The 15,307-nt window shown below is 71.3% G+C and carries 17 protein-coding genes, 3 tRNA genes and 1 pseudogene; 13 read left to right on the forward strand and 8 right to left on the reverse strand.

Annotated features, from left to right (window positions below; translation table 11 throughout):
- Positions 1-65: 65 nt before the first annotated feature.
- On the forward strand, positions 66-902 hold the full coding sequence (locus ABGB14_RS13545; RefSeq protein WP_347643963.1) for an alpha/beta fold hydrolase: 837 nt from the start codon (positions 66-68) through the stop codon (positions 900-902).
- A gap of 85 nt (positions 903-987) precedes the next feature.
- Complete coding sequence (locus ABGB14_RS13550) at positions 988-2,424, forward strand: L-fucose/L-arabinose isomerase family protein (protein ID WP_347643964.1); 1,437 nt, start codon at positions 988-990, stop codon at positions 2,422-2,424.
- Here the strand turns inward: ABGB14_RS13550 and ABGB14_RS13555 are convergent.
- Complete coding sequence (locus ABGB14_RS13555; RefSeq protein ID WP_347643965.1) at positions 2,421-3,617, reverse strand: SGNH/GDSL hydrolase family protein; 1,197 nt, start codon at positions 3,615-3,617, stop codon at positions 2,421-2,423. The two genes, ABGB14_RS13550 and ABGB14_RS13555, sit on opposite strands and share 4 nt — an antisense overlap.
- 119 nt (positions 3,618-3,736) lie before the next feature.
- Here ABGB14_RS13555 and ABGB14_RS13560 point away from each other — a divergent pair, with 119 nt between their 5' ends.
- The 3 genes from ABGB14_RS13560 (at position 3,737) to ABGB14_RS13570 (ending at position 7,726) form a co-directional block, all read left to right on the forward strand.
- Positions 3,737-4,354: a TetR/AcrR family transcriptional regulator gene (locus ABGB14_RS13560; RefSeq protein WP_347643966.1), complete on the forward strand. Its 618-nt coding sequence runs from the start codon at positions 3,737-3,739 to the stop codon at positions 4,352-4,354.
- Positions 4,355-4,386: 32 nt separating this feature from the next.
- Positions 4,387-5,325: an aminoglycoside phosphotransferase family protein gene (locus ABGB14_RS13565; RefSeq protein WP_347643967.1), complete on the forward strand. Its 939-nt coding sequence runs from the start codon at positions 4,387-4,389 to the stop codon at positions 5,323-5,325.
- 124 nt (positions 5,326-5,449) lie between these two features.
- Positions 5,450-7,726 carry a SpoIIE family protein phosphatase gene (locus ABGB14_RS13570; RefSeq protein ID WP_347643968.1) on the forward strand — a complete coding sequence of 759 codons (2,277 nt, stop codon included), beginning with the start codon at positions 5,450-5,452 and terminating at the stop codon, positions 7,724-7,726.
- A 178-nt stretch (positions 7,727-7,904) separates the two neighbouring features.
- On the opposite strand, the gene ABGB14_RS13575 is transcribed toward ABGB14_RS13570, so the two are convergent.
- Complete coding sequence (locus ABGB14_RS13575; RefSeq protein ID WP_347643969.1) at positions 7,905-8,078, reverse strand: hypothetical protein; 174 nt, start codon at positions 8,076-8,078, stop codon at positions 7,905-7,907.
- Here ABGB14_RS13575 and ABGB14_RS13580 point away from each other — a divergent pair.
- From ABGB14_RS13580 to ABGB14_RS13595, 4 genes are all read left to right on the forward strand, one after another.
- Positions 8,079-8,149 (forward strand) — tRNA-Ala (locus tag ABGB14_RS13580). It abuts the gene before it with no gap.
- Between the two features lie 16 nt (positions 8,150-8,165).
- Positions 8,166-8,238: transfer RNA gene (locus ABGB14_RS13585), tRNA-Gln, on the forward strand.
- 25 nt (positions 8,239-8,263) lie between these two features.
- Positions 8,264-8,336, forward strand: a tRNA-Lys gene (locus tag ABGB14_RS13590).
- Positions 8,337-8,397: 61 nt separating this feature from the next.
- Complete coding sequence (locus ABGB14_RS13595; RefSeq protein WP_347643970.1) at positions 8,398-9,189, forward strand: PIG-L family deacetylase; 792 nt, start codon at positions 8,398-8,400, stop codon at positions 9,187-9,189.
- Positions 9,190-9,228: 39 nt separating this feature from the next.
- On the opposite strand, the gene ABGB14_RS13600 is transcribed toward ABGB14_RS13595, so the two are convergent.
- Complete coding sequence (locus tag ABGB14_RS13600) at positions 9,229-9,642, reverse strand: Rrf2 family transcriptional regulator (protein WP_347643971.1); 414 nt, start codon at positions 9,640-9,642, stop codon at positions 9,229-9,231.
- A gap of 60 nt (positions 9,643-9,702) precedes the next feature.
- Complete coding sequence (locus ABGB14_RS13605; RefSeq protein WP_347643972.1) at positions 9,703-10,647, reverse strand: sulfite exporter TauE/SafE family protein; 945 nt, start codon at positions 10,645-10,647, stop codon at positions 9,703-9,705.
- A 138-nt stretch (positions 10,648-10,785) separates the two neighbouring features.
- Here ABGB14_RS13605 and rpsR point away from each other — a divergent pair.
- Positions 10,786-10,995: pseudogene (gene rpsR / locus ABGB14_RS13610) on the forward strand (30S ribosomal protein S18); the annotation flags it as partial.
- Positions 10,996-11,125: 130 nt separating this feature from the next.
- Here rpsR and ABGB14_RS13615 read toward each other — a convergent pair.
- Both ABGB14_RS13615 and ABGB14_RS13620 read right to left on the reverse strand, forming a co-directional pair.
- On the reverse strand, positions 11,126-11,467 hold the full coding sequence (locus tag ABGB14_RS13615) for a hypothetical protein (protein ID WP_347643973.1): 342 nt from the start codon (positions 11,465-11,467) through the stop codon (positions 11,126-11,128).
- A gap of 190 nt (positions 11,468-11,657) precedes the next feature.
- On the reverse strand, positions 11,658-12,143 hold the full coding sequence (locus tag ABGB14_RS13620) for a hypothetical protein (protein WP_347643974.1): 486 nt from the start codon (positions 12,141-12,143) through the stop codon (positions 11,658-11,660).
- Between the two features lie 353 nt (positions 12,144-12,496).
- Between ABGB14_RS13620 and ABGB14_RS13625 the strand changes: the two genes are divergently transcribed.
- Both ABGB14_RS13625 and ABGB14_RS13630 read left to right on the forward strand, forming a co-directional pair.
- Positions 12,497-12,739: a zinc-binding dehydrogenase gene (locus tag ABGB14_RS13625; RefSeq protein WP_347643975.1), complete on the forward strand. Its 243-nt coding sequence runs from the start codon at positions 12,497-12,499 to the stop codon at positions 12,737-12,739.
- 186 nt (positions 12,740-12,925) lie between these two features.
- Positions 12,926-13,099 carry a hypothetical protein gene (locus ABGB14_RS13630; protein WP_347643976.1) on the forward strand — a complete coding sequence of 58 codons (174 nt, stop codon included), beginning with the start codon at positions 12,926-12,928 and terminating at the stop codon, positions 13,097-13,099.
- Between the two features lie 19 nt (positions 13,100-13,118).
- Here ABGB14_RS13630 and ABGB14_RS13635 read toward each other — a convergent pair whose 3' ends face one another.
- On the reverse strand, positions 13,119-14,375 hold the full coding sequence (locus tag ABGB14_RS13635) for an MFS transporter (RefSeq protein WP_347643977.1): 1,257 nt from the start codon (positions 14,373-14,375) through the stop codon (positions 13,119-13,121).
- A gap of 166 nt (positions 14,376-14,541) precedes the next feature.
- Between ABGB14_RS13635 and ABGB14_RS13640 the strand changes: the two genes are divergently transcribed.
- Positions 14,542-14,793, forward strand: a complete 252-nt coding sequence (locus tag ABGB14_RS13640) for a helix-turn-helix domain-containing protein (RefSeq protein WP_347644348.1) — start codon at positions 14,542-14,544, stop codon at positions 14,791-14,793.
- On the opposite strand, the gene ABGB14_RS13645 is transcribed toward ABGB14_RS13640, so the two are convergent.
- Positions 14,681-15,235, reverse strand: coding sequence for an SDR family NAD(P)-dependent oxidoreductase (locus ABGB14_RS13645; protein WP_347643978.1), 555 nt, complete (start codon positions 15,233-15,235; stop codon positions 14,681-14,683). The two genes, ABGB14_RS13640 and ABGB14_RS13645, sit on opposite strands and share 113 nt — an antisense overlap.
- Between the last annotated feature and the right edge of the window lie 72 nt (positions 15,236-15,307).

The raw sequence follows: 15,307 nt of genomic DNA on the forward strand, positions 1-15,307 counted from the left end.
CCGCCGGTGCGACGGGTGCTAGATTCGTGATCGAACCGATCAGTTCGATCACACCGGAGGCAGCCGTGACCGACGCTCTGACACGCGACCTTCCCGCCGACCTCGCGCCTCCCGCAGGCACACCGGCGGTGACGTTCGCCAGCGGCGGCCACGCGCTGCTGGGCGTCCTGCACCTGCCCGCAGGCCCCGGGCCGCATCCGATCGTGGTGCTCCTGCACGGGTTCCCGGGCAACGAGCGCAACTTCGACCTCGCGCAGTCGCTGCGCCGCGCGGGCTACGCGGCCCTGGTGTTCCACTACCGCGGCTCGTGGGGCGTGGGCGGCTCATATTCGTGGGGCAACGTGCTGGAGGACGCCGCCCGCGTCACCCGGGCCGTGCGCGAGGACGCCGTGGCGTCCGCGCACCGTCTGGACCCCGACCGGCTGGCGTTGGTGGGCCACAGCCTCGGCGGCTTCGCCGCCCTCATGACGGCCGCCGCCGACCCCGCGGTCCGGGCCGTCGTCTCGGTGGCCGCCTTCGACATGGGCAAGGCCGCGGCGGCCTGCCGGGCCGAGCCCGGCGCGCGGGCGGATCACGCCTCCGCGTGGGACGAGGAGTTGCTGCCGCTCCGTGGCACCAGCGGCGCGGCCCTGGTCGCCGAGATGGAGGCGGCCGGCCAGGCATGGAGCCTGGCCGGCCTGGCGCCCCGCCTGGCCGACCGGCCCGTGCTGCTGGTCGGCACCGGCCGCGACAGCGTCACGCCCGCGCGGACACATCATCATCCGCTGGTCGAGGCCTACCGTGCGCATCCGGTGTCCGGGCTCGAGCACCGGCTCTATCCGACCGACCACGCCCTGTCGGACCACCGGCTGACCCTGGCCCGCGACGTCACCGACTTCCTCGACCGCCACCTTGCGGATTAAAACGTGTGAACGCCGCGAACAGGCCCCTTGACCATCGGCTGCCGCCACAATACCGTCCCGATGAGGCCAATCCAGGTAAAACGTTTTGCGCGGTGAAGCCGCGCCGGAGGGCAGCACCATGGCCAGCACCAGGCAGGTACGCGTAGGGCTCGTGGCCGGAGGGCTGGGAGCGTACTGGCCCCAGTTTCCCGACCTCCTTCCCCAGCTCCAGCGCTCGGCGGCGCGGGTCTCGGAGCGCATGAGGGAGCTGGACGCGGAGATCGTCGACGTCGGGTTCATCTCCGACGCGCAGGAGGGGGCGGTCGCGGCCGAGAAGTTGCGGGCCGCCGACTGCGACCTCATCGTCGGCTTCCTGACCACGTACATGACGGCCACGATGCTGGTGCCGATCGCGCAGCGCAGCGGCGCGCCCGTGCTGCTGATCAACCTGCAGCCGACCGAGTCGATGGACCACGCGACATTCGACACCGGCCAGTGGCTGGCCTACTGCGGCGCCTGCCCGCTGCCCGAGATGGCCAACGCCTTCCAGCGGTGCGGCATCCCGTTCCGCTCGGTGTCCGGCTACCTGGAGGACGAGCGGGCCTGGAAGCGCATCGGCGGCTGGGTGCGGGCGGCCGCCGCCAGGGCCGCGCTGCGGCACGGGCGGCACGGCCTGATGGGCCACCTCTATCCCGGCATGCTGGACGTGTCCACCGACCTGACGCTGGTGAGCGCGAACTTCGGCGGGCACGTCGAGGTGCTCGAGTTCGACGACCTGCGGGTGCGCGTGGAGAAGGTCACCGACGCCGAGGCCGCCGCCAAGCGCGCCGAGACCGAGAAGATCTTCGACTTCGCCGACTCCGTCAACGAGACCGACCTCGACTGGGCCTGCCGCGTCTCGGTCGGCCTCGACCGGCTCGTGGCCGACTTCGAACTGGACAGCCTGGCCTACTACCACCGCGGCCTGGACGGCGAGACGCACGAGCGCCTCGGCGCCGGCATGATCCTCGGCGCGTCCCTGCTCACCGCCCGCGGCGTCCCCGCCGCCGGCGAGTACGAGCTGCGCACCAGCCTGGCCATGCTCGTCATGGACCGGCTCGGCGCGGGCGGCTCCTTCACCGAGTTCCAGGCGCTCGACTTCCACCGCGGTCACGTCGAGATGGGTCACGACGGGCCCGCCCACCTCGCCATCAGCGCCAGGAAGCCGCTGCTGCGCGGCCTCGGCGTCTACCACGGCAAGCGCGGCTGGGGCGTCTCGGTCGAGTTCGACGTCAAGCACGGACCGATCACCGCGTTCGGGATCATCCAGCGCCGCGACGGGCGCTTCGCCTTCCTCGCGTCCGAGGGCGAGACGGTCGACGGGCCCCACCTGCAGATCGGCAACACCACCTCCCGCGTCGACTTCGGCCGCGACCCCGGCGAGTGGACCGACGAGTGGAGCGCCACCGGCATGTCACACCACTGGGCTCTCGGCACCGGCCACCGCGCCGGCGAGCTCAGGTCCCTGGCCCATCTCCTCGACCTCGAGTTCGTCCAGATCTAGCCGGTGAGCAGGCCGGCGGGCACCGCGCCGGCCAGCGCCCGGTGGCCGGCCGGGTTGAGGTGCAGGTGGTCGCCCAGGTCGAGCCGGGCCAGAAGCCGGCGGGGCGCGGCCGGGTCGCGGGCCGCCCGGTCGAAGTCGATCACGGCGTCGAACCTCCCGCCGGTCCGGATCCAGTCGTTGACCGTCCGCCTGGCAGCCTCGCGGTGGCCCGGGGCGTCGTCGTACGGGACGTTGCCGCCGAAGGGCGTGAGCGTGCCGCCGTACACGCTGATGTCGTGCGCGTGCGCCCGGACGATGATCTGCTCGTAGGCCGCGATCAGGTCCTCGGCGACCCGCTGCTGCGCCGGGCGGGTGGCCGGCGCCGTGCCGATGTCGTTGACGCCCGCCAGCACGATCAACCACCGGACGCCGCTCTGGGCGAGCACGTCGCGGTCGAGCCGGGCCAGGCCGCTCGGGCCCAGGCCGTCGTCCAGCAGGCGGTTGCCGCCCGCAGCCTGGTTGGCGACGGCGACGCCCGCGGCGGCCCCCAGCCGGTCGAAGAGCTGGTCGGGCCAGCGGTCGTTGTGGTTGGTCGTGGAGCCCCTGCCGTCGGTCAGCGAGTCTCCCAGCAGGACGAGCGCGGCCGTGCCCGGCTCGGACCACACTTCCAGGGCGCTGAGGAAGTACCAGTGGTCGACGGGGGTCGCGCCCGGCAGGTCGGCGGCGGTGACGTGGTCGCCCGTCGCCAGGTAGGAGGTGGTCCTGGAGCCCGGATGGGAGGTGACGTCCTCGGAGGCCTGCCCGTCGGCCAGGTGGAGGGTCACGGTGAGGACCGAGCCGGGCGCGGGCGCGAGATCCAGCGGGTCGGACACGACCTGCGCCCCGACCGGCACGACCGCGAAGGGCCTGCCGGAGAACGTCACCGGCCGCGCGGTCCCCGGCTGGATCGTGCGCACCCCGGCCCGCCCGCCTTCGGGCAGCGCCACGGAGGCGGCGGTGATGGGCAGCGGCGCGCCACCGAACGCGTTGGAGAGGCGCACCCGCAGCCGCGACCCGCCCGCCGACACCCGCACGCTCTGCCGCAGCGTGCTGCCGGCCAGCACCAGGCCGTCCTTCGTGTACGGCGGAGGCGGCATGTTTCCCGGCTCGGTGAGCTGCGGCGTGGCCGTCCACGTGCTGACCCAGCGCCCGGGAGAAATGTTTCTCGACGACACCGAACATTTCTATCGGATCCGGGCCTGTTCGGGCGAAAGCATGATCGGGAAGCTACTTTTACCCGGGCTTGCGGATCAAGTGATGTGCCGGTCGGCGGACCGCGCCTAGGGTCGCGTCCATGGGCACTCCAGAGACCGGCGAACGGGAGGCGATCCTGGGGGCGGCGATCCGGCTGTTCGCCGCCCTCAGCTACGACGCGACGTCGATGGGGCAGGTGGCAGAGGCCGCCGGGGTGGACGTGGCCACAGCGACCCGCTATTTCCCCACCAAGAGAGGGCTCTACCTGGAGGTCATGGAGCATGTCCTGCGGACGCTCGCCGCCAGGGTCGAGCCGCCGGCCCGCGAGGCGCAGACCGGCCCGCCCGAACGGAGGCTGGAGGCGCTGCACCGCTTCGTCGACGCGTACATCGACCTCTGCGCCGAACATCCCGAGATCCCCGCCTTGTGGACGCACCGCTGGATGTCCGACGCCAGCGACATCGACCACCTCGAAGCGCACGACCTGCAGCCGCTGACCCAGCAGTTCGTCGACGGCTTCGCCACGCTCGCGGAGCCGGCCGGGGCCGACCCGCCGATGCTCACGTACACGATCGTGTGGTGCATCCACGGTTTCACGCTGAGCGGGATCCTCGACGGAACCGGCCACCGGATCGTCATGAGCGATCCCGCGCTGCTGCGGCGCTTCCGCGCTCACATGCACCAGTTGCTCGACCGCGTCCTAGGCCGGCCGGATTGACGACCGGCCAGGTCCCGGACATGATCACCCGCATGGCTGATTCCGGACATGCCCCGAGCGAGCGGGCCGAGCACGCGATGCGGGTGGCGGTCTCGGCCGGGCGGCGGCTGGGGCTGCGCGCGCTGGAGCCGCGCGTGCTGCACGACGTGTTCAACGTGCTGGTGCACCTGGCGCCCGATCCGGTGGTGGTCCGCGTGCCGACCCTGGCCCTGGCGTCCGCCGCCGAGCAGGCCGGCCGCCAGCGGCGGGAACTGGCCGTGGTGGGCTGGCTGGCGGACCAGGGCGCGCCCGTGGTGCCGCCGAGCCCTCTGGTGCCGCGCGAGCCGGTGGAGTGCGACGGGATGTCCTTGACCTTCTGGCAGTACGTGGACGAGCGCGACCCCATCGCCGCCGCTCCCCCGGACGAGCTGGAGAACAGGTTCGTGGAGCAGACCGGGTGGGTGGCCGAGCTGCACCGGCTCATGGCCGGCTACCCCGGCGAGCTGCCGGTGCTGGCGCCGCTGGTGCCGGGGACGGCGCTGTCACTGGCCGAGCTGCGCGAGAGGCCCGGCATCCTGACCGCGGCGGACCTGGACCGGGCCGGGCGGGAGAACGCCGTGGTCGAGGCCCTGGCCCGTGACCTGCCCGGTGCGTTTCCCGGCGCCCGCCTGCAGGCCGTGCACGGTGACTCGCCGCCGTACAACGTGCTGCTGACGGCCGGGGGACACCTGTTCGGCGATTTCGAGGACGTCACGCTGGGGCCGGTCGAATGGGACCTGGCCGGTGCGGGGCCGCGCGCGGTCGAGGCGTACGAGCGGGCGGGCGGCGGGCCGGTGGACCGGGCGCTGCTGGAGTTCGTGGAGGGCGCCCGGCTGCTCCAGGTGGTGGCGGCCCTGGCTCTGGCCGGACGGATGCCGGAGCTGGCCGCCATGCTGGAGCCCCTGGTCGTGCGGTGGCGGGCCCGGCCGCCGCTGGAGCTGCCGTCCTCCTAGCGGGGCACGCTGGTCATATGCCAGATCGTAACCATCCCCTCACACACAAAAGTGTATTCTGCCCGTATGTGGCGTTTTGTCCGATTGGCGCCCTTCTCGCTCATGAGCGAGGCGTGGTGAGGCCATGCACGGCGAACACCTCCCGAGTCCGGGCGGGACGAGCGCGTCGTCCCGCTTCGACGAGCTGCTGATCGAGACCGTCAGCGCAGCGGGAGCGCACATCGGCATGGCGTACGTGCTGGACAGAAGCGGCCACGTCCTCGAGATGGAGTCGGCGGTGGGCATACCCGGCTCGATCGCCAGGGCGTGGGCGAGGGTCAGGGTCAAGACCGACCGTTCCCTGCCGATCGCCGTGTCCGTACGCGATCGGCGGCTCATCTGGGTCGGCGGCAGGGAGGAGCTGGCCCGCGCTTTCCCGGCCGCCGCGCTGGCCCTGCCGTACCACTTCGCGGCCGTGACCACCCCCGTCTGCTCGGGCGGCGCCGTGTGGGGCGGCCTCGTGCTGCTGTGGCCGTCGGGACTCGCCTCCGAGCTCACCCCGCGCCAGCGCGACGTCATCGACCACGCCTGCGGCGAGATCGGGGCCCTGCTCCGGCGGGCCGCCGCGCAGGGCCACCCCATCACCCCGCGACCACAGCCGCGGCTCCTGGACCCGCGTCGCGAGACCGGCACGGGCCGGCGCGCCCACCGGCTCGCGCTGGACTGCCTCAACCGCCTGCCGGAGGGGTACTGCTGCCTCGACACGGAGGGACGGGTGAGCCTCGTCAGCGCTCCGGCCGCCGAGTTGCTCGCCCTGAGCCCGTCGGAGCTGCTCGGGCGGACGCTGTGGGAGTCGCTCCCGTGGCTGAACGACCCCGCGTACGAGGACCACTACCGAGACGCGGTCGTCAGCCGGCAGGCCACCCACTTCACCGCCCGCGCCCCCGGCGCGCGGCAGCTGACCTTCCGCCTCTATCCGGGCCTGACGGGCATCACCCTACGCGTCGCGCCCGCCAGGGCCGCCCGCGCCGCCGAGCCGAGCCTCGTCGCCGGACCGATGGCGGGCCCGGTCATGAGCCCGGACGTGAGCTCGGTCATGAGCCCGGTCGTGAGCCCGATAGCCGGCCCGGGAGCGGGCCCGGTGGTCGGCCCCGCTGTGGACCCGGGGGTGGACCCGGGGGTGGACCCGGGGGTGGACGCCGCCCGGGAGCCGCGCGTGATGGCGCTGCACGAGATGTTGCACCTGGCGACCGCGCTGGCCCGTGCGGTGACCGCGCAGGAGGTGGTCGACCTCGTCGCCGACCACGTCATCCCCGTCTACGGCGCCCAGGCTCTGGCCATCCTCACCTGGCAGGACAACCGGATGCGCGTGGCCGCGTCGCGCGGCTACAGTCAGGACGCCGTCAAGCGGTACGACAGGCGCCCCGTCATCCACCAGACCGGCCCGCCGGACCACTACGAAGCCGGCGAACCCGCGTTCTTCTCCACGTGGGACGAGCTCCGCCGGCAGCGTCCCGACTCCATCCGCGCCGACGACATGAACGCCTGGGCGTTCCTGCCGCTCGCCACCTCGGGCCGGCCCTTCGGCACGTGCGTGCTCGCCTACGCCCGCCCGCACCATTTCAGCGGCGAGGAGCGGGCCACGCTCACGGCGCTCGGCGGGCTGGTCGCGCAGGCGTTCGAGCGTGCCCGGCTCTACGACAACAAGCACCAGCTCGCCCAGTGCCTGCAGGCGAGCCTGCTGCCGCACCAGCTGCCCGAGATCCCGGGCCTGGAGGTGGCCGCCCGGTACGTGCCCGCCCTGCCCGGCATGGACATCGGCGGCGACTTCTACGACCTCATCCGCCTGAGCCCCACCATGGCGGCGGCCGTCATCGGCGACGTCCAGGGGCACGACATGAACGCCGCCGCGCTCATGGGACAGGTGCGCACCGCCATCCATGCCCATGCCTCCGCCGGGGCGCCTCCCGGCGAGGTGCTCGCGCACACCAACCGGCTGCTCGCCGAGCTGTCCCCCGACCGGTTCACCAGCTGCCTCTATCTCAGCATCGACCTGGCGGAGCGCACCGCGTGCCTGAGCAGCGCCGGGCACTTCCCGCCGCTGCTCACCCGCCCCGGCGCGGCCACGCAGGTCATCGACGTCTCCCCCGGGCCGCTGCTCGGCATCGACCCCGACGCGAAGTACGCCGCCACGGACCTGGTCCTCGATCCCGGCTCGGTCCTGACCCTCTACACCGACGGCCTCATCGAGGAGCCCGGGCTCGACCTGGGCGACGCCATCACCGGGCTGGCCCGCCGTTTCGCCCCCTCGCCGGGCACTCCGCTGTGCGACCTGGCGGCGGCCCTCATCGACGAGGCCGCCGCCGATCATCGTACGGACGACATCGCCGTACTGCTCCTGCGCGATATCGGCCCTCAATGACGGGCCCGATGACGGGCCCGATGACGGCCCTCGGAGGCGCGGGCTCCGCGGCACAACAGGCCCGCGCCGCCATTTCCCTGGCTTTCTCGCGGGTGAACGAGGAGCCGCGAATAATACGTGGCACGCGCCGGGCTCCGCCCTTTATCGTGGTTTCACGTGAGAGGCGGAAAACCGCCGATCAGCGGGCCACGACATCGCCGGAGGAGGAGCCATGGGTCGCGCAGCCGCCGCCAAACGGGCGCAACGCCAGGCCGGTCAGGCCGTGGTCCGGCGTGCTTCTGGGTGATTTGTCGAGAGAATCGCTCACCAGCCGCCTGAACATCCAGGTGGCTTTTTTCTTTCCGTACGACATGGGCTGATGGTGAAAAGGCATCACGTCTGCCTTGCAAGCAGAGGTTCAGGGTTCGAGTCCCTGTCGGTCCACCCTTCTCCTTTTCCATGCCAGATCGTCTAACAGGTAGGACGCCCGGCTCTGAACCGGGTAGGTGCACGTTCGAATCGTGCTCTGGCAGCTCATCGAGGGCCCCTTCTGTCCTCGCCGCTCGCGCCCGGCTGGTCGGGCACCGGCCTTTTAAGCCGGATTGGCAGGGTTCGAGCCCCTGGGGCGGTACGTCGCAAACGTCACACGCCTTCGTTACCATGGCCGTCCTTGATCACGTAAGGAGGGGGACGTGGCGGAGCTCCGCGTGTTGTGCGTGCACGCGCACCCGGACGACGAGGCGATCTGGACGGGCGGCACCCTGGCCAGGTACGCCGACGAGGGCGCCGTCACCGCGGTCGTGACGTGCACCTGGGCCGAGGGCACCCGGCGGGCCGGCGAGCTGGAGCGCTCCCTCGCCATCCTCGGCGCCGGCGAGCCGCTGCTGCTCGGCTACGCCGACGCGCGCAAGCCCGAGTCCGCACCCGGAGCGCCGCGCTTCGTGGACGTGCCGCTCGACGAGACGGTGGGGGTGCTGGTCGGGCACATCAGGCGCATCCGCCCCGACGTCGTGCTCACCTACGACGGCTACGGCGTCTACGGCCATCCCGATCACGTGCACGCCCACCGCGTCACCATGGCCGCGGTGGAGGCGGCCGGCTACGACCAGCTCCACCGCGACGCGGGAGCGCCCTGGCGGCCCCGCTCGCTCTACCTGGCGACCATCCCGCGATCCGTCGTGCTGTCGCACTGGCGGGCGGTCTTCGGCGCGGATCCCGGCCCGGATCAGGCGCTGCCCGGCGTGCCCGACGACCAGATCACCACCCGTCTCGACGTCTCGCGATGGAGCGAGCACAAGTGGGCCGCGATGCACGCGCACGAGTCGGAGGTCGGGCGCGGCGCGTCGATGACCATGCTGACCGCGCTGCCCGAGCCGGCCCGCGCCCTGATGCTGGCGAACGAGTGGTACCGCCGCGTCTCTCTCCCCGGCGCTTCTCCCGCCGGCGTCCTTCCCGCCGGAGACGTGGAGACCGCCCTCGGGTGACGCGCGTGGTCCCCGGAGGGCGGGACGGCGGCGGGCCGCTCAGGGCGCCTCCAGCCCGGCGGACCTGGACGGCTCCTGCGCGGCGGCCACGACGTCGGCCAGGGTGATCTCACCGAGTAGGGCCTCCTCGTGGCTCTGCAGCCGGGCCCAGATCTCGGCCAGCGGGGCCGCGGCCTTCGGGAAGGGTCTGGCGGCCTGCTCGACGCCCTCGGTCACGCGGATCACGTCGGCCAGGGCGATGTCCCCGGCCGGGCGGGCGAGCCAGTATCCGCCGTCGGGGCCGCGCTGGCTGTGGATGAGGCCGGCCCTGCGCAGCTGGAGCAGGATGTTGTCGCAGAAGCGGCGGGGGATTCCCTGGGAGTCGGCGATCCATTCCGCGTGGGCCGGGCCGTCCGCCGCGGCCAGGGCGAGCATCGCGCCGAGTGCGTACTGGGTGCGCGCGGAGATTCTCATAGGCGTGTCGGCGCCACGGGCCCGGCCCTCGGACGAGGGCCGGGCCCGGATGCGCGGGCCTCAGGCGGAGGCCGTCTCCTCCTCCGTGTCCCCGGTCTTGCGCTGCAGCTCGCTCTCGATCGCCTCGACCGACTCGTTGGCCTTGTCGCGACGGTATTCGCGGACCGAGTAGGCGATCGCCGCCGCCCAGATGACGGCGATGGTCACGTACGCGATCGTCTGCACGGAACTGGAGGCGTCGATCCAGTCGCTGCGCAGCAGGGTACGGGCGTTCGTCAGGACGATGATCCCGCCGACGGAGGAGCCGAGGATGCGGGGCGGGATGTGGCGAACCAGCCAGGCGGCGATGGGGGCGGCGACGACGCCGCCGATCAGCAGCACCGCCACCCAGGAGAAGGTGATGTTCTCCGAGCCGAGGCCGACGAAGAAGCCGATGCTGGCGGCGATGGCGACCAGGAACTCGCTGGTGTCGATGGAACCGATCACCTTACGAGGGGCCAGGCGGCCGCTGGCCAGGATCGCCGGGGTGCCGACCGGCCCCCAGCCGCCGCCTCCGGTGGAGTCGACGAAGCCGGCCAGCAGCCCGAGCGGCGCCAGGAACCTCTTGCGCAGCGGCTTGCCCAGGTTGCCGCGCGGCAGCCCCAGCGCGGTGAAGCGGACCAGGATGTAGGCGCCCAGCACCAGCAGGATGATCGACATGACGGGCGCGGCGACCTCGGTCGACAGGCTGGACAGGAACGTCGCCCCGGCGAAGGCGCCGATGGCTCCGGGGACACCGATCTTGGCGACGACCTTCCAGTCGACGTTGCCGAAGCGCCAGTGGGACAGACCCGAGACGAGCGTCGTGCCGATCTCGGCCAGGTGCACGGTGGCGGAGGCCGCGGCCGCGTTCGTGCCGATGGCGAGCAGCAGCGTGGTCGAGGTGACGCCGTAGGCCATGCCCAGGCTGCCGTCGACGAGCTGGGCCGCGAAACCGACCAGCCCGAGCAGGATTAGCGCTCGCACGATCCCCTCTTTTCCTATCATTCCTACTATCCAAGTAGGATTAGTCTCCACGAGTTCCAGGATCGAGTCAAGATGTGACAGGTCAGCCACCCGACAGCACGATCGGGGCTCACCCGCACGGCGGCGAACGACCGCCGGCTGTGCGGACGCCGCGGCCCACGCAAGAAGCCCAACCCGCTGCTGAACGCCGACCGCATCGACTACAAGGACACCGCGCTGCTGCGCAGGTTCATCTCCGACTGCAGCAAGATCCGCAGCCGCCGCGTCACCGGCGTCACCGTGCAGCAGCAGCGCAAAATCGCCACGGCCATCAAGACCGCCCGCGAGATGGCCCTGCTCCCCTACGCCTCCCGCCCCGGCGCATGGCCGTGCCGCCACGGACGCGCGGCCGTCATCGTCCAGGAGAGGGGCTGCTCCCATGCGCAGATCGTTGATCCCGCTGCTCATCGCCGTCCTGGTGGTGTACTCGGCGCAACAGTTACTGACCCCGGTCCTGGCGCCGCTCTCCCGCGAGCTGACGCTGACCGAGACCCAGTTGGGCCTGGTCATCACCGTCGCCGCCACGGCCCTGACCGTCGCCAGCCCGCTGTGGGGCCACGCCCTGCACAGGATCGGGCTGCGCCTGGTCCTGCTGTCGGGTCTCGGCCTCGCCACCGCTGGCCTGACCGGCTTCGCCGTGGTGGCCGCCCTGGGGCTCGACGGCATGATGCCCACGCCCCTCGCCTTCGCGCTGATGTTCATCACCCGCAGCATCGTCTTCGGCGCGGGAATGGCCGCCCTGCCGGTCGCCGCCCTGGCCGTGGCCGGCCGGGATCTCCACGTCATTCCTGAAGAGTGGAGGCAACCAAGGCCTGAACGATTGAGGGCCTCGGCGGCGTGTTCATGTGGTTGCGCGCCATGGACATACCTAGGCCGCCGGGATGCAGCATACGGATGGTTGATCAGTATCCGACCCCGGACTGTCCGAACCTCAGAGCCTGCTGACAAAGGGATTTGGTGTCGCGTTCGAGTCAGGAGACCGCCGGGGTGTGGGGACGGCTGGTGCGGCGCTGGTAGGAGCGGGCGCAGAAGGCAAGGGAGAGGCCCAGGCCGGCGAAGGCGAATCCGCCTACATAACCGACCCAGGAAGACCCGCCCTCGGCATCGCCGACCGTAAAACCGATGGCGGAAGCTACCAGGGTGGCGGCACCGTAAGGGGTGAGGCCAACAGCACCTGCCCAGCCCAGGGCGAGCAGAGCCGAGCGCGGCAGCCGTTCACCCCAGGGTCGAGCCAGCGCGGCCAGCAGCACGATCCCGCAAAGGGCGCCGAGCACCGTGAAGTCGATCCCGTGCTGCTGCATCCATACCAGACACTCCGGAGCCCCGTTGGCGCGCATCTCGGCGGGAAGATCGGCAGCGGGCCGCCCGACGCTCCCGCCGAACGCCCAGTAAGTCTTCATCAAGATGTAGGGGGTAAGCGCGGCGATACCGGTCCAAAGGGGCTTCATGCCGTTCATCGTGCCGGTGGTCCAGCCCCCAGCCCTCCCCCGAGAGGGTCAACCGGACTCACTCGTGAGGGGGAATCTCCCCAGCACCTTCCATTCGGCGTCGGTCAAAATCCGACGGATACGGCGCCTTCCGGTCACGACACGCGCACCCTGGGTAGGCTCTCGGACCAGGAGACCCAGCCCCGGCCAGCAGCGGCGCGCGCGGGTCGCATGACGCGGGCCTTGAGGTCGGCGAGCCAGCCGGCATCTGCCGGCGTTGCTGGACGAAGTTCCCACGATCTGCCCATAGGAAGAAGTGTGGCGTGCCCAGCAACCGCTTGCTGTTGCGCAGTTCCGGTTCCGTAGCCCGTCACACTGAACCCTTGCCAACCTCCCCGACGGGCACGGGCGGGGTTTCCCTGTTCGGCCTGCAGATCGCCGCGGCGCACGGCGCCGAGGTCATCGGCGTCTCCGGCGATGACGCCAAACTCGCCCGGGCCAAGGATCTGGGCACCGCCCGTCTGATCAACAGGGCGACCCGGGACCGGGTCGAGGCCGTCCACAGAGCCACCCGCGACCGTGGGGCCGACCACATCCTGGAGACCATCAGGGGCAGCAGATCGTGAACCTGCTCGACGCCCCGCCGGAGTACTTCCACGGCTGCGGGGCGGTCTTCGGAGCGACGCTCCTCCTGCACCGCGGGCAGGCTGTGGTGGCCCTGCAGCGGATGGGCCCCGAACCCAGGCAAGGGTGGAAATTGGGTCACCTGGATCTGGCACCGCTGGTGTGTCGCGTTGCGTGCCGAGGCCGCCGTGCTTGACGGGAGCCCCGGCGCTCGCGACCGAGTGGCCGAGGCCCAGGACATCGTTGCCGGCAACCCGGTCTGCGCCGCCATCGTGGAGCGAGCCGAAGCCCTGCTGGACGGCGACCGGGAGGCGCTGCTCGCCGGCCTCGGCCTCGCCCGATGGCTTCGGCACCCACGATGACCGCAGAGTGACAGCTCGTTCAAGGCGAGCAGCAGGTCCCGGCCCGTCTCTGGACACCTCCGATGCGGCTCCGCGCCGCCGGCACCACTCTGCCGATCGTAGTGGCGAGCGCGGCTCCGAGGACGCTGACGCCGACCAGAGTCAGCCAGGTCGCGGCTGCCCCGGTGGACAGCAAGCTGGAGAGCGCAGCCGGAGCGACCGCTCCTGCGACAGTCACGGCGAGCTGGTTGAGGGCCAAGTACCGGCCGCGGAGAGCTTCTGGGGCACTCTCCGCGGCGATAGTCGACGTGATGGGGCCGCCGAGCATTTCACCGAAGGTGTAGCTGCCTGCACCGAGTAACACGACGCCGACCGCGAGAGCGAGCGCAGCAACGTGGTCGGCGGCGAGGAACAGGAGGTAGCCGGCCGCAAAGCAGGCGTGTCCGGCGATGAGGACGCGGCTGCGGATCCGCCCGCTGAGCCACCCGAGGACGATGCCTTGGCCGAAGCCGACCATCAGGGTGTTGAGCGTGAAGACCATGCCGGCAGTCCAGCCAGGTAGTCCCAGCACGTCCACAGCGTAGACCGGTATCGCGATGTTGAGGACGAACAAGGAGATCGCGAAGCACAGTTGATGCGCGACCAGTGACAGGTACCGCCGGTCCCGGAGCACGCGCACCCAGCCTCCAGCAGCGTCCTGACCCGCCTCAGGACGGACATTCGGCACGGCGCGCATCAGAACGAAGGCGGTGACATAGGACAAGGCGTTGACGATCACTATCCCGGCGTAGATGCCGTCGGTACCGACACTGACCGCGACGGCGGAGAGGAGGCCGCCGAGTGCGTAGCCGAGATTGCGTACCGACCCCAGAACACCGAACCAGCGCTCACGCTGGCCGGGCGTGGCCAGCGCCGTGACGGTCACGCCATAGCAGCTGAAGGACACCGCCCGCCCGGCACTGTTCAGCCAGGCACAGATGGCGATCTGCCATGGCTGGTCCACGACGAGATACCCGGCGAAGCCGAGAGCCTGGGCCAGGTTCGCCGCCTGTAGTACCGGCTTGGCGCCGTACCGGTCGACCAGTCCTCCGATCAGAGGGCCCGCCGGGACCGCCAGCAGCCCGGCCGTCGTCAGCGCCGCGCCCACCTGCACCAGCGTCAGCGGCGTCGTGGCCAGGAAGTACAGCATCGAAACGGGGACGAAGACACCGGTGCCGATCGAGTCGATGATGATCGCTGCGACGAAACGGCCGTGCCGACCTATCGATGGACGAACCGGGTAATCGGGAGTAGACACAACCCGGACAGTATAGATTCTATACCGGTATCTACAACGCTACCGGGAGTCGTGCATGGGTAAGGCCTACAACATCATGGCTGCGACCTGCCCCAGTCGCACCGTTCTGCACCGGATCGGGGCGCGCTGGACGGTGTTCATCGTCAACGCGCTGGTCAACAGGCCGATGCGATTCACCGAGCTCAAGGCGCACATCCGGGGGATCACACCGAAGGCGCTCACCGAGACGCTTCGCGCAATGGAGTACGACGGCCTGATCTCCCGCACGGAGATTCCCGTGAATCCCCCGCATGTCGAGTACGCCCTTACAGACCTCGGTCGGTCGCTGCTAGGCCCCCTACGTGCCGTCCGGGAATGGGCCGAGAGCCACGTCCCCGACATCGAACGCGCCCGCGCACAAGCCGACGCGCACCGGTAAGCCTGAGCCGCCCGGACGCGCCGCGGCAGGACCTGTCGCGGATGCGTGAAGGGCTGTCGGGAACGCTGCGGATGGGCGCGACCCCGACCGCGTTGACCGCGAGCGCGGGGCACAGCAGCGTCACCCCGACCGGAGTGCCCTCCAGCGCCAGCGAGGCCTGCTCGGCCAGGGCCACCACGGCGTGTTTCGAGGCGGCGTAGGCCCCGCCGCCGGGGAACGTCACCAGCCCCGCCAGCGATGCCGTGACCAGGATGTGCGCCGGCCGTCCGGCCGCGAGCAGCCCGGGGACGAAGGCACGCAGGCCGTTGCGCACGCCGCCCACGTTGACGGCGAACACCCTGTCCCAGTCGTCGTCACTCACCTCCCACGGCGCGCCCAGGTCCTGGCCGACGATGCCCGCGTTCAGGCACACCAGGTCGGCGCCGGGCTGCGTGAAGTTCATGACCTTCTCCCGAGGCGACTCGTGACGTTCATGGCCCTCCCGGGCGAGCCGTCCCGGCGATGACCGGGCACG

Source organism: Nonomuraea sp. B10E15 (assembly GCF_039871615.1).
Classification (GTDB): Bacteria; Actinomycetota; Actinomycetes; order Streptosporangiales; family Streptosporangiaceae; genus Nonomuraea.

Coding starts and splice junctions, on each gene's coding strand:
- ABGB14_RS13575 (WP_347643969.1), bottom strand. CDS start 8,078: ATGTCGTACGGAAAGAAAAAAGCCACCTGGATGTTCAGGCGGCTGGTG.
- ABGB14_RS13600 (WP_347643971.1), bottom strand. CDS start 9,642: ATGAGAATCTCCGCGCGCACCCAGTACGCACTCGGCGCGATGCTCGCC.
- ABGB14_RS13645 (WP_347643978.1), bottom strand. CDS start 15,235: ATGAACTTCACGCAGCCCGGCGCCGACCTGGTGTGCCTGAACGCGGGC.
- ABGB14_RS13570 (WP_347643968.1), top strand. CDS start 5,450: ATGCACGGCGAACACCTCCCGAGTCCGGGCGGGACGAGCGCGTCGTCC.
- ABGB14_RS13620 (WP_347643974.1), bottom strand. CDS start 12,143: ATGAACGGCATGAAGCCCCTTTGGACCGGTATCGCCGCGCTTACCCCC.
- ABGB14_RS13565 (WP_347643967.1), top strand. CDS start 4,387: ATGGCTGATTCCGGACATGCCCCGAGCGAGCGGGCCGAGCACGCGATG.
- ABGB14_RS13560 (WP_347643966.1), top strand. CDS start 3,737: ATGGGCACTCCAGAGACCGGCGAACGGGAGGCGATCCTGGGGGCGGCG.
- ABGB14_RS13640 (WP_347644348.1), top strand. CDS start 14,542: ATGCGATTCACCGAGCTCAAGGCGCACATCCGGGGGATCACACCGAAG.